General features: G+C 67.8%; 8 protein-coding genes. All 8 read right to left on the bottom strand.

The genetic code is table 11. The annotated features are described in order from the left end of the window. Positions 1-20 precede the first annotated feature (20 nt). The gene (gene yjfF, locus ASC95_RS09975; RefSeq protein WP_057297581.1) at positions 21-995 is read right to left on the bottom strand and encodes a galactofuranose ABC transporter, permease protein YjfF; all 975 of its coding nucleotides are present in this window, start codon (positions 993-995) and stop codon (positions 21-23) included. After that, a complete protein-coding gene (locus ASC95_RS09970) occupies positions 992-1978 on the bottom strand; it encodes an ABC transporter permease (RefSeq protein ID WP_235537874.1) in 987 nt (328 codons plus the stop codon). The genes yjfF and ASC95_RS09970 overlap by 4 nt, the downstream gene beginning before the upstream one ends. Positions 1979-1995: 17 nt before the next feature. Next, complete coding sequence (locus ASC95_RS09965; RefSeq protein ID WP_235537873.1) at positions 1996-4926, bottom strand: TIM-barrel domain-containing protein; 2931 nt, start codon at positions 4924-4926, stop codon at positions 1996-1998. 41 nt (positions 4927-4967) lie between these two features. Then, positions 4968-6521, bottom strand: coding sequence for a sugar ABC transporter ATP-binding protein (locus ASC95_RS09960; RefSeq protein ID WP_057297579.1), 1554 nt, complete (start codon positions 6519-6521; stop codon positions 4968-4970). Positions 6522-6610: 89 nt separating this feature from the next. Further along, positions 6611-7561, bottom strand: a complete 951-nt coding sequence (locus tag ASC95_RS09955) for an ABC transporter substrate-binding protein (RefSeq protein WP_057298313.1) — start codon at positions 7559-7561, stop codon at positions 6611-6613. A gap of 207 nt (positions 7562-7768) precedes the next feature. Continuing rightward, complete coding sequence (locus tag ASC95_RS09950; protein ID WP_200960118.1) at positions 7769-9814, bottom strand: alpha-L-arabinofuranosidase C-terminal domain-containing protein; 2046 nt, start codon at positions 9812-9814, stop codon at positions 7769-7771. A gap of 140 nt (positions 9815-9954) precedes the next feature. Further along, positions 9955-12321, bottom strand: a complete 2367-nt coding sequence (locus ASC95_RS09945; protein WP_057297578.1) for a glycoside hydrolase family 127 protein — start codon at positions 12319-12321, stop codon at positions 9955-9957. Then, entirely contained in the window at positions 12318-13874 is a 1557-nt protein-coding gene (locus tag ASC95_RS09940; RefSeq protein WP_082532317.1) for a glycoside hydrolase family 43 protein, read from the bottom strand. Before ASC95_RS09940 ends, ASC95_RS09945 begins: the two co-directional genes overlap by 4 nt. Positions 13875-13877: the final 3 nt, after the last annotated feature.

The raw sequence follows: 13877 nt of genomic DNA, 5'->3' as shown, positions 1-13877 counted from the left end.
GAGAGACCGCCTCTTAACCATCAGGCAGCGACCTTCCTCAGGGACAGCAGGCGCTGCACGGCGCAGAAGACGAAGAGCAGGGCGCCGATGACGATCTTGGTCCACCAGGAGCTGAGCGTGCCGTCGAAGGCGATCAGCGTCTGGATCAAGCCGAGCACCAGCACGCCCGACAACGCGCCGGCCACATAGCCATAGCCGCCCGTCAGCACGGTGCCGCCGATGACGACCGCCGCAATGGCGTCCAGCTCCACGCCCTGGGCGTGCTGGCCGTAGCCGCTGAGCATGTAGAAGGCGAACAGCAAGCCGGCCAGCGACGCGCAGAAGCCGCTGAGGCCGTAGACGGCGACCTTGGTGCGGCCCACGGGCAAGCCCATCATCAGCGCCGACTGCTCGCTGCCGCCCAGCGCGTAGACGGTGCGGCCGAAGGCGGTGCAGTGCGCCACCCACAGGCCCACGCCCAGCATCGCCAGCGCGATCACCGCGCCGGGGGACAGGAAGGCACCAAAGAGCGAGATCTGCGTCTGCGACAGCGTCACGAACAGCGGCGCATCGATGGTGATGCTGTCCACGCTGATCAGGAAGCACAGGCCGCGCGCCAGGAACATGCCGGCCAGCGTGACGATGAAGGGCTGCAGCCTGAAGACATGGATGACCGCGCCCTGCAGCGCGCCGAAGGCCGCACCGCCCAGCAGCACGAGGGCGATGACCAATTCGGCCGGCCACTGCGCCACCTGCAGCAGCCAGGCCGCCACCATCGTGGTGAGGGCCAGCACCGAACCCACCGACAGGTCGATGCCGCCGGACAGGATGACGAAGCTCATGCCCACGGCGATGACGAGCAGGAAGGCGTTGTCGATGAGCAGGTTGAGCACGACCTGCGAGGACGCGAAGCCGGTGTAGTTGGCGGCGCCGGCGATGAAGAGAAGGGCCATCAGTACGACGCTGACCCAGGTGGTGAAGGACGGGGCGGCCATGGCCGCGCGCAAGGCTTTCATGCTTTCTTCCAGGTCGACCAGGCGGACGACTGCGAGATGCAGACGGCGAAGACGACGACGGCCTTGACGACCATCGTGACCTGCGGCGGCACGCCCATCGCGTAGATGGTGGACGTGAGCGTCTGGATGATCAGCGCGCCGATCAGGCTGCCGGCCAGGCTGAACTTGCCGCCGCTCAACTGCCCGCCACCGAGCGTGACGGCGAGGATGGCGTCCAGCTCCAGCAGCAGGCCGGCGTTGTTGGCATCGGCGCTCTTGATGTTGGACGAGATCATCAATCCGGCCAGGCCGGCGCCCAGGCTGCAGTAGACGTAGACGAAGAAGACGATGGCCGCGGTGCGCACACCGGCCAGGCGCGCAGCGACGGGGTTGATGCCGACGGTCTGGATGAACAGGCCCAGGGCCGTTCGCTTCATCAGCAAGGCCGTGAGGCCGCCCACCGTCGCGACGACGAACAGCGACACCGGCAGGCCGAGCAGGTAGCCGCCGCCCAGCCAGAAGAAGCTCGCCGGCTCGTAGACGGTGATGATCTGGCCGTCGGTCAGCAGCTGCGCCAGGCCCCGGCCGGCAACCATCAGGATCAGCGTGGCGATGATGGGCTGCAGACCCAGAGCCGACACGAGCAGCCCGTTCCACAGCCCGCACAGCAGCGCGGTGCCCAGCGCCGCGGCGAAGGCGACGGCCAGGCCATGCGAGCCGACCAGCACGCAGGCCACGGTGCCAGCGATGGCGACGACGGCACCGACCGACACGTCGATGCCGCGCGTGGCGATGACCAGCGTCATGCCCAGGGCCGCGAGCATCAGCGGAGCTGCGCGATGCAGGATGTCGATCAGGCTGCCGTAGAGGTGGCCGTCCTTGATCTCCAGGTGCAGGAAGCCCGGCACGAACAGGGCCGCGACGGCCAGCAGCAGCGCGAGCGCGGCAACGGGCCGGAGCAGGGGATGGCGCCAGAGGGCGGCGCGCGCGGGCGCAGAAGTCATGGCAAGCGTGGGAGAACTCATGGGGTCGTGAATTGCAGCGCCGTCGCTTCGCCACGGTAGAGGACGGACTGCGGTTTCGTGCTGCGGCCGCCGGCATCGACCAGCGTCACATTGAAGCGGCGCTGCTGGACGAGGCCGGGGAAACGGCCCTCGCGGGCGCCGACTTGCAATGTGCCCCGGGCGTCGTCCCAGCGCAACGTGACGGTGGCGCGCTCGCCGCTCTCGTAACGGTACGTCTCACCGTCATCCTCGTAGAGCGTGAACTGTGCGTCGGCGCCGGGGTAGATGCGCAGCTCGATGGGCGCATCGGGCTGCTGGCCGACGTGTTCGATGACCGGGCCCATCGGCACGATGCTGCCGGCGCGCACGAACAGCGGGAACTGGTCCAGCGGGTACTCGCGGGCCACGGACTGGCCGCCAGCGTGGCGGCGCCCGGTCCAGAAGTCGAACCAGGCGGCGCCGGCCGGCAGCAGCGTGGCCTGGCGCTTGTCGATGTGGCGTTGCTGGTCGGCCAGCGTGCGCAGCTGGCTCGGCGTGCGCCAGGCCAGGCGCAGCTTGCGGCCGCCGCCGTCCTGGTAGAACTCGATGCGCAGCTTGACGGCCTGGCCGGCGTTCAGCATGACGCGCTTGCCTTCGAAGCGTGCGGGGCCGTTCTTCCAGTCGTCGACCAGGAGCTTGTCGTCCAGCCACAGGCGGAAGCCGTCGTCGCCCTCGACGCCGACCTCGTACTCACCCGATTCGGGCACGACGAGGGTGCCCTGCCAGCGCGCCGAGAACTGGTTCAGGCTCTGCAAGCCGGGCGGCACGCTGCCGAGCGGCGCGGGCGGCCAGTCGTGGGCGACCGGGCCGTCTACGGTGCGGCTGGCCGGCTTCTCGAAATTCATGCCGGCGAAGTACTCCAGCGCCAGCCCCGGCTCGCCGGAAGGCGTACGCAGCGCGCTGGCGGGAATGGTGGCGGCGGGCGGCACTTCGGCATAGAGCGTGGAGTGCGTGACGGGCTGCACGAGGAAGGCCGGGCCGAACATGTAGGTGTCGTCGACCTTGCGCAGCGCGGTCTGGTCGGGGAAGTCCATCGCCAGGCCGCGCATCATCACGTAGCCCTCCTCGTGGGCGCGCCAGGCCAGGCCGTACAGATAGGGCAGCAGCCGGTAGCGCAGCTGCGCGGCGCTGAGCAGCGAGCGGTAGACGGCCGGGTCCAGCGTCTTGTACAGGTAGGGCTCGCGCTCGACGTCGGTGCCGTGGATGCGGTAGATCGGGTTGAAGATGCCGAACTGGTTCCAGCGCGCATACAGCTCGCGCCAGGCGGCGTTGCGCTCGCCGCCCGGGTAGGGCACGAAGAAGCCGCCGGTGTCCTGCGTCCAGTAGGGCAGGCCGGCCATGCCGACGTTCAGACCACCGGCGATCTGCGCGCGCAGCGTGGCCCAGCTGGCCGTCGTGTCGCCCGACCACGGCATGGCGGCATAGCGCTGCTGGCCGGCCCAGGCGGAGCGGGTCAGCGTCATCGCGCGTTTGTCGCCGCTGGCGCGCTGGCCTTCGTAGACGCCGCGCGTGGTGACCAGGCTGTAGACGTTGAGGTAGCGCGTGAAGTCGCCCATGGCGTTGGTGCCCAGGCGCTTGATGTCGGCCTCGACCTCGCCGGGGTCGTGGGCGGCGCCGCCCACCTCGACTTCGGTGCCGTCCATCCACAGCGCATCCACGCCGATGTCCAGCAGCCCCTTCTTGACGTGCTTGAAGTAGATGGCGCGGCCCTGGGCGCTGAAGGCGTCGTAGATCTGCGCCTTGCCCGAGATCCAGTGCTTGGGCGCAAAGCGCAGGCCCTGGGCGTCGAGCTCGTGCGCGAGTTCGGTGTCGTCGCCGATCGAGGGCCAGATGGACACCATCAGCTTGGCGTTCAGCTCGCGGTGCAACGTGTCGACCATGCCGCGCGGGTCAGGGAAGCGCTCGGCGTTCCACGTCATGCCGCTCCAGGTGCCGTCCTTGTCGCCCCCCCAGTACTGCCAGTCCTGCACGATGGTGTCGAGCGGGAAGTGGTCGGCACGAAAGCGCTTGGCGACGTCCAGCAACTGCTGCTGGGTCTTGTAGCGCTCCTTGCTCATGAACAGGCCGAAGGCGCTCTTCGGGAACATCGGCGCCGCACCGGTGAGCTTGCGGTAGCCGGCCATCACGTCGTCCATCGTCGTGCCGGCCACGAAGTAATAGTCGGCACCAGCCGGCGCGCTTTCCGCCCAGAAGCGGGCGCCCTTGGCGTCATCCGTGAAGCGCATCTTGGAGTAGACGTCCCACAGCAGGCCCCACCGACGCGTCGAGACCATGAAGGGCACGACGATGCCGATATTGGTCTGAACCATGGACACGTCGCGGCCACGGTAGTCCATGTAGGGCTCGTTGTATTGGCCCAGGCCGTAGAGCGACTCCTCGGGCGTGAGGCTGAAGGCCTGTGTCATCTCGTAGGTCGGCGCGCCCGAGATCTCGACCCGGTTGAGCGTGGCGGGTGCCTGCTCGCGCGTGAGCACGCTGCCGTCGGGCCGGTAGAAGGCCAGCGCGCCGCTGCGCTTGTCGATGTCCACGCGCACCCCCGTGCTGGTGACCACCAGCGCGTCGGCGGACTCCTTCACATCGAAGGGCACGGCCATGGGCGATGTGACGACGACCAGGCTCTGCTGGGTGGCGTAGCTCTGGCCCAGGTGGGCCGTCACGCGCACAAGGCCAGGGCCGTAGAACACCACATTGCGGGTCAGGGGCCCGAGCTGCAGTTGCACGCCGCCGGCCACCCGCATCCACGCGAAGCCTTGCGGCGCGGGCGCCAGCGTCTGGCGCAGCGTCTGGCCCTTGTCGTCGAAGCCGTTCGGGGCGTCGGCCAGGGCCGGGCCAGGCAGCAGCGTCGCCAATGCGGCCAGCACGAAGGCCGCCAGGATCGCGGCAGGGCGCGGCAGGGTGCATTCGTTCACGTGCGGTGTCCGATTCATGGCGAGGGGCGGCGGGGCCAGGTTCAGGCAGTCGCGGGTTCGGCCGCGATGACCTCGAGCACGCTGCGCTCGTCCAGCTCGCCGCGGCGGTATTCGCCGGCAGCGCGGCGGTCACGCATGACGAGGACGCGGTCACTGCAATGCAGGACCTCGGGCAGCTCGGAGGAGATGAAGAGGATGGACATGCCCAGTTGACCGTTCTCATCTTCTCGATGGGCGAGCGCCCGGACGGCGTCCATCAGGTCTTCCTTGGCACGCACGTCGATGCCGCGCGTGGGCTCGTCGAGGATGAGGACGGTGGGCTCGGTGGCCAGCCAGCGCGCCAGCAAGGCCTTTTGCTGGTTGCCGCCTGACAGTTGCCCGATAGGCGTGTCGGCGCTCGCGGTCTTGATGCCCAGCCGCTTGATGTAGTCGTCGGCCAGGGCCTGCTGTTGCTCGTGGCTCATGGCCAGGCGCAGCCCTGCCCTGGCCTGCAGCGCGAGCAGGATGTTGTCGCGCACCGAGAGGTCGAGGATGGCGCCTTCATGCTTGCGGTCTTCCGAGCAGAAGGCGATGCCGGCAGCGATGGCCTGGCGCGGCGAATGCCAGCGGCCGGTGTGGCCGCCGGTTTGCACCTCGCCGGCGTCGGCCGTGTCGGCGCCGAACAGCAGCCGCGCGGCCTCGGTGCGGCCCGAGCCGAGCAGGCCGGCCAGCCCCAGCACCTCGCCGCGGCGCAGCTCCAGGTCCAGCGGATGCAGCGCTCCGCTGCGAGCCAACCCCGAAGCGCGCAGCACAGGGGCACCGGTTTCGGCGGCGCGGCTGTCCAGGCGGGTGGGCTGTTGGTCGGGCGGCGCGCCCACCATCTTGTTGACCAGGGCCAGGCGACTCAAGTCACTGGCCAGGTACTCGCCCTCGGTCTCGCCATTGCGCATGACCGTGATGCGATCGGCCAGCGCATAGGTCTGGTCGAGGAAGTGGGTGACGAAGAGAATGGCCAGCCCCTGGCCGCGCAGGCGGCGCAGCACGGTGAACAGGCGCTGCACCGCCGCGTCGTCCAGGCTGGACGTGGGCTCGTCGAGGATGAGCACCTTCGCCTGCACCCGCAGCGCACGCGCGATGGCGACCATCTGCTGCACCGACAGCGAATAGCGCGACAGCGGCGCGGTGACGTCGATGTCGAGGTCCATCTGCGCGAGCACGCGCCGGGCTTCGGCGTTGACGGCGGACCAGTCGATGCGGCCCATACCGAGCAGTGATTTGCGCGGGAAGCGACCGGCACAGATGTTCTCCGCCACGCTGAGGTTGGTGCAGAGGTTGACCTCCTGATAGACGGTCTGGATGCCCAGTGCCTGGGCGTCCTCGGTGCGGCGCGGGGCGATGGTCTCGCCGCCGAGCCTGATGACGCCGGCTTCGGGCGTGTACAGGCCGGTCAGCACCTTGATGAGCGTGGACTTGCCGGCGCCGTTCTGGCCCATCAGCGCATGAACCTCGCCGGGGAACAGGCGCAGGCTGACGTCGCTGAGCGCCTTGACGCCGGGGAAGCCTTTGTGGATGCCGGAAAGCTCCAGCACGGGCTCGGCGGTTCTTTGGGGAGTCATGGTTTCGCGTTCTCATGACTCGGCGCCAGCAGGCGCCGAGTCCTTCGTGAGGCGTCGGACAGGACGCAGGTCCCGTCCTCGGTCCTCACTCAGTACTTCCGGTTCGGCAATTCCTTGGCCGCCTGATCCGCCGTGTACACGCCCTCCGTCACGGTGATGCGCTTTTCTACCGGCTTCTTGGCGACCACGTCCTTGGCCAACTGCATCAGCTGCGGCCCCAGCAGCGGGTTGCATTCGACGGTCACGTTGAGCTTGCCGGCCTTCATCGCTTCGAAGGCACCGCGCACGCCGTCGATCGACACGATGGCGATGTCCTGACCGGGCTTGAGCCCCGCCTCTTCAATCGCCTGGATGGCACCGATCGCCATGTCGTCGTTGTGCGCGAACAGCACGTCGATCTTCTTGTCGCGCTGCTTCAGGAAGGACTCCATCACTTCCTTGCCCTTGGCACGCGTGAACTCGCCCGACTGCGAACGGATGATCTGCAGCTTGGGGTTGCCCTTGATGGCTTCCTCGAAGCCCTTCTTGCGGTCGATGGCCGGGGCCGAGCCCACGGTGCCCTGCAGCTCGACGATGTTCAGGGCGCCGCCCGGCGCCTTGGCCGCCCGCTCCAGGACCCACTTGCCCGCCTTGCGGCCTTCTTCGACGAAGTCCGAGCCGATGAAGGTCACGTACAGCGACGGATCGGCCACCTTGACGGCGCGGTCGGTCAGGATGACAGGGATGCCGGCCGTCTTGGCTTCCTTGAGCACCGTGTCCCAGCCGGATTCGACGACCGGCGAGAAGGCGATGACGTCGACCTTCTGCGCGATGTAGCTGCGGATGGCCTTGACCTGGTTCTCCTGCTTTTGCTGCGCGTCGGCAAACTTCAGCGTGATGCCGGCCTCCTTGGCTGCAGCCTTGATGGACGCGGAATTGGCCGTGCGCCATTCGCTTTCGGCGCCCACCTGGGAGAAGCCCATGACGAGCGGGGCGGCGAGGGCACTGAACGCGGGGGTCAGCAAAGCGGCGGCCAGCAGGCTGCGACGCAGAATTCTCATGGTTGTCTCCATCTGAGGTCTTGTGACAGCCGATGGTAGGAAGGCCAGTGATGCGCGACCAATGACATTTCTCCGTCAAGCCATGTCGATTTCGGTATGGGCCAGTCTCTCACCTCTGGCCGAGCGCCTGGCGCGGTCGCCGCATCTGTGTCGGAATGCCATGTAAACAAAGGAACCGACACAGCGCGTCCACGCGGTACTGGCGACCTATTTGGTCGACAGCACCAGCACCGTCACAGAATACGGCGCGAAGCTATAGCTGAACTGCTTGCCGAGCCCGCTCGCCTTGCTCGTCACCGGCACCACCTTGGTCGGCTCGGTGATGGTGTTGGTGTCTTCCTTGTGCGCCGAGCTCAGTACGATGGCCTCGCCTTCGGCCGCCACCTTGGCGGCGCCGGCCAGGTCGACCTGCACCGTCTGCGCGTTGCCGATCGCGTTGACGACCTTCAGGTAGATCTCGCCGCGCTGGTCCGACTTGGTCGCCGAGAAGAACATCGTCGGCACCTGCCTGGCCGGCGGCACGTCCTGCGGCGTCTCCTTCTTGGCCTCCTCCTGCCAGGTTTGCATGCTGACCTTCTCGGCCTGCACCGGCAGCGACACATTGCCCAGGTAGTTGCTGAACATCTTTTGCGCGTAGTACGACGGCGAGCCGTAGCTGGACTGCGCGTTGTAGCCGATCAGGTTGTGCTGCCACTGCATGCCGCCCGGGTTCACGTTCACAAACAGCGGCGCGTAGCAAGCCATCTCGATGATGTCGGCATTGCGCTCCATGCCGGCCATGAAGGCGGCATCGGCCAGTGCGGCGTGCAGGTTGGTGGTCGGCGAGCCTTCGTGCCCGGCCCATTCGCCGATGAAGACCTTCGGCCCGCTGCGCGCATAACTGTCGTAGCGCGCGGCGTCGTTCATCATCTTCATCGGGCTGTAGTAGTAATGCTCGTCGACCAGGTCGGGCACCCGGCTGGACACCTTCTGTTGCTGGCCCAACCAGTCCTTGCCGTTGACGGTGGAGATCAGCTTGATCTTCGGGTACTTCTTCTTGATGGCGTCGTGGAACTGGGTGTAGCGGCCGTCGTAGGTCTTGTTCTTCTCGAAGCCATCCTCGTTGCCGATCTCGACATAGCGCAGCTTGAACGGCGCCGGATGGCCGTCCTTGGCGCGCTTGGCGCCCCACTTCGTGCTCACGTCGCCGGTCACATATTCGATCTCGTCAAGCGCGTCCTGGACGAAGGGCTGCAGTTCCTTGCCGACCGGGACGGACTCGCCGTTGAGCGCGTAGCCGGCGAACACCGCCAGCACCGGCTCGGCCTTCATGTCCTCGCACCACAGCAGAAATTCGAGCAGCCCCATGCCGTCGGTGGAGCGGTAGCCCCAGGTGCCGGGATTGCCTGGACGCTGGTCGATCGGGCCCAGCGTTTCCTTCCACTTGAAGCGGTTCGTCACGCTGCCGCCTTCGACATAGTTCCCGCCGGGAAAGCGCAGGAAGCCCGGCTTCATGTCGATCATCTTTTGCATCAGGTCGGGCCGCAGGCCGTTCGGCCGGTCCTTGTGGGTCGGCGGGAACAGCGACACAAGGTTGAACCACACCTTGCCCGGGCTTTCGGTGGCAAGCACCAGGCGCGCTTCGGCGGTCGGCTTGACGTTCGCACCGGTGGTGAGGGTGACGCTATAGCGCTTCCATTGACCGTCGATGCGGCCGCCTTCGGCCTGCGCGTAGACGGTCTTGCCGTCGACGCCTTCAATGCTAATGGTCAGCGGCACGCCGGCGGCGCCGGACGTCTTGGCGTAGAAGCTGGCGCGGTAGCTGGTGTTCGGCGTGACAGGGATGCCCCAGTAGCCCGCATTGGCGATACCGACACGGTGACCCGGCGAAGCGTTCTCGGCGTCGATCCGCAGACTGGTCGTCAGGGCAGTGCCGGCGACCGGGTAACGCTCGTCGAGCGCCATCGCGGCGCTGCCGCCGGCGTCCTGCACCAGCGACCAGTGTTCCGGCGTGTAGCCGTGATTCTTGAAGGCGCGGTTGCGCACCAGTTCCGCATACAGGCCGCCGTCGTAGGAGAAGTTGATCTCCTCGGTCATCAAACCGTACAGGGTCGGGCTGACCGGCAGGCCAGGCTTGGTGAGGTCGATCCTGACGGTGGTCTGCGCCATCGCCAGCGGGGCGATCAGCGCAACCAGCGACACCAGGCGGGAGAGGCGGAAGCGGCGTTGCACGATGGGCATGGCGGCGCTGTGCGATGGAATGTTCGAGGTCATGGGCAGGATGGTCCGTGAGTGAAACTGCGCTTGCGGGCGCTTATGTGTGAGGTTCGCGGCATCTGCGCCGCGAACGTGGTGCCAACAACGCAAGGCCAGGCGCTTGTCCATGAGCAGCAACATTGCGCCGCTGCCATCAGTCAACGCAACAGCCTCAGGCCGTAGAGGCCACCGGCGAGGGAACCCGGCTTGGCAACGAAGCGCACCTCCAGCTTGCCGCCTGCGGCAGCGACGAGATCGGGCGGCAGTGGCACTTCGCGGGCATACAGCGGCTGGGCTTCGGAGGCCAGCGCCAGCTCGGCGACGACACGGCCGTTGACGACCACGTCAAAGCGCCGGCCCGCATCGCCGCTGGCCAGCATCAGGCGCAGCAGCCGGCCCTGTGCCTGCGGGTCGTTCAGCGTGTAGCCGAACCACTGCTTCGCATGCCGCCAGCGGCCGGCCGGCGCGATGCCGGTTTCGGCGCCCTCGCCCTGGAAGCTGTGGTCGGACTCGGGCTGCTGCTCGCCCGGGGCGACCTGGTCGATGGTCTGCGCGTCCAGCGCCAGGCGCTCTTCCTCGGCCTTGGCCAGCTCGGCACGCATCAGGCTCTGCTGGGCCGGCGTGGACCGCGCCCAATAGACCATGTAACGCGAGTCGTGCAGGCGGAAGAAGGGGATGAGCTGCAGCTTGTCCGCGTCCTTGCCACCCTGGATGAGGTCGGGCGCGGTAAAGGTGAGCGGCTGGCCGGGCACGGGCTTGAAGCGGCGGATGAAGTCGGCCTTGTCGCTGACGAACACCGGCGCGCTGTCCTGCGGGCAAACGGCGCCGGCCGGGACTTGGTCCCCACGCGCGCTGTCGGCCATGAAGTTCAGCGTCTCGCCCGGCTGCGGCGTCTTGGCGGCCAGCACGATGGGGCCGTGCAGCACGGCGACGTAGTTCTTCAGGCCGGGCATGGGCTCCAGCGTCGTGCGCATGGGCAGCTCGATGTCGACCCGGTCGCCGGCCTTCCAGTCGCGGCGCAGTTCGACATAGTCGCCGGGCTTGGCCGTCACCTTGACGGGGTTGCCGTTCAGCTTGACCCTCAGCGCGCCGGGCGCGACCCAACCGGGGTAGCGAACCTTGAGCGCGAAGCTGCCGGCGCCGTCCACCGTCAGCCGCGTGCGCGACTCGTCGGGGAACCGGGTGGACTGCGTGAGCTTGATGCCGCGCTCGCGCCAGTCCAGCTTGGAGGCGACGAAGAGGTTGACGACCAGTGCGTCGTCGCCCTCATGCGCGTAGATGAACTCGCCGTGACGCGCGTGGCTCTCGATGCCGGAGCCCACGCAGCACCACATGCTGTCGTCCACCTTGGAGTAGACGCGGTAGTGCTGCGGCCGCATCGGCGTGAAGTAGACCAAGCCGCCATCGCCCGGGTGCTGGGACGCGAGGATGTGGTTGTAGAGCGTGCGCTCGTAGTAGTCGGCGTACTTGCCCGTTCCCGCGCCCTGCTTCGGCCGGGCCTGCGCCAGCAGCGCGGTCAGCTTGAGCATGTTGTAGCTGTTGCAGGTCTCGGGGCCTTCCACCGCGTCGAGCATCGGCTTGAAGTCGTCGGCCGGATGGAAGTGCTCCTTGACGCTGTTGCCGCCGATCGCCACGCTGCGCTTTTCGACGACGGTGCGCCAGAAGAACTCCGCCGCGCGCCAGCCCTCGTCCTCGCCAGCCTGCTGCGCGATGCGCGCAAAGCCGATGACCTTGGGGATCTGCGTGTTGGCATGCAGGCCGGTGAGCTTGTCCTGGCCGGCCGCGAGCGGCTGCAGGATGGCCCGGTGCGAGAAGCGCCGCGCCAGCGCCAGGTAGCGCAGGTCGCCGGTCATCTCGGCCACGTCGGCCAGCACCTCGTTCATGCCGCCGTGCTCGGCGCGCAACATGTCCTGCATCTGCGCGTCGCTCAGCGGCGTGGTCAGGCGCAGCGCCCAGTCGCTCAGGCGCACGAGCATGGCCTTGGCGTCGGCATTGCCGGCGTGCACCCAGGCGTCGCGCAGGCCGGCGAACGTCTTGTGGAGGTTGTACCAGGGCACCCAGCGCCCGTTGAGTCCGAAGCTTTCGACCTTGAGCTCGCCCGCGGCCACCTGGCCCCAAGCCTTGGCGCCGTCGGGAACGCCGCCGATGTAGCCGTTGCCGAGCTTCTCCTGGCAGCGCTTGAGTTCGGCGATGAAGTAGTCCAGTCGCTTCTTGACCTCAGCGTCGCCGGTGGAGGCCCACATCAGCGCCAGCGCTGAAACATAGTGGCCGCCCATGTGACCGTCCAGGCCGTGGGACTCCCAATTGCCGTAGCTGGGCGTAGGCACCGGCAGGCCGGCCTCGCGGCGGAAGGGCGCCAGCAGGCGCTCGGGGTCGAGCGCCATCAGGTAGCGCAGGTCGGTGCTCTGCGCGTCGAGGAACGGCCCGTCCTGTAGACGTACACGATCCAGCGCAAAGGCTTGCGTCGCCGCATGCGCGCCGTGGGCACACAGCGCGAGGGCGAAGATGGCGAGAAGGCGTTTCATTGCGAGCTCCCTGTGCGAACCGCCCACAGCGACACGCCGCCGGAGGACAGCGCGCTGAAGGTCACGACGAATGCGCTGGAGTTGGTGTTCCATTGCCGGGACAGTACGCCGGCATAGGTCGCTCCGCCGCTCACCACACTCAGTTTGTTGCTGCCCTTGTGCATCCAGTTGCCTGTCATGCCGCCGCCGAGCGTGCCATCGGCGTTCAGCGTGACGTTGATCGAAGTCTTGCTCACTGCCGTGATGTCCTTGCCATGGTTGACGAGCTTGTAGTTGCCGGCCGCCTGCGCGGCGCTGACGTCGGCCGTCTGCGCCGGCGTGGCCAGGCTCAGCGGCGCGTAGCGCAGCGGCGCGACGACGAGCCAGCCGTCCTCGTTCAGATGCATCTCGTGCACCCGCACCTCGTGGACCTCGCCGGTGCCAGGGAAGCGCGTGTGAAAGATGATGAAGTACTGACCGGTGGCCGCGTCGTGGTAGGCCGAGTTGTGGCCCGGCGAGACATAGCCCAGCGCCGTGCCGGTCTCGCCGGCCGCGTTGGCGAACTGGTGGCCGCCCATCAGCTTCATGCCGTGCGGCGTGATGCTGGCGTCGTCAAAGACCGTGCCGGCCGCACCCTTGACGGTGGCCATGTCGGTGCCGGCACCATCCACGTAGGGCCCATCGGGTTGCAGGGACCGCGTCACGCGGACGTTGTAGCCGCCGGCCGCATCCAGGCCGCCGAAGGACGTGAACAGGTAGTAGTACTGGCTCTGCGGGCTGTAGAGAACGTAGGCCCCTTCAATGCGCGCATGGTTGCCGCCCATCAGGTGCCTGCCGTAGCCCTGGCCCGGCAGCGGCAGGCCGGTCGTCGCGTTCAGCTGCAGGATGAACAGGCCGCCCGAGTAGGAGCCGTAGATCATCCACAGCTTGCCCGTTGCGTCCTTGAACACCTGGGGGTCGACGACGTTGGGGTGGACGGTCGCGTCATAGACCGTGCCGTCCTCGCTGGGCAGCCCCCACATGCCCGATTTCAGCAGGATCTGCTTGTTGACGTAGGGGCCGTCCACCTTGTCGGCCACGGCCACGCCCAGCGCCGAACGCGGAGAGTCGCCCTTGCAGGCGCAGTAATACATGTAGAACTTGCCGTCGTCGAGCCTTGCGACGTCGGGCGCCCACAGGTCGGTGACCTGGGCCCAGGCGAAGGTATCCGCCAGGGCCGTCGTGACCTTGTTGCCGAACAGCGCGTTGGCGTCGTTGACGCCATCGGCCACTTTGGTCCAGTTCATCAGGTCCGTCGTCTTGGCCGCGGCGAGATGGGAGCCGAAGACGTAGAAGGTGCCGTCGGTGCGGATGACCGAGGGGTCATGCACGGCGACGTTGGCGAAGCTCACCGGTGCCTGCGAAGGCGCAGGCGCTGGGGCCGGCGCGGGCGCGGGTGCAGGTGCGGGAGGCGGAGCGGGTGCCGGCGTCGGTGCAGGCGAAGGCGCCGGCGAGTCGCCGCCGCCCCCGCCGCAGGCCGTCAAGGTGAGCACGGCTGCGCCCGCGAGGAACTCGCGTCGCTTGGGGGCGCTCATGGC

It is taken from the genome of Pelomonas sp. Root1217 (assembly GCF_001425705.1).
Classification (GTDB): Bacteria; Pseudomonadota; Gammaproteobacteria; order Burkholderiales; family Burkholderiaceae_C; genus Pelomonas.
This window is presented reverse-complemented; position numbering and strand designations above follow the sequence as displayed.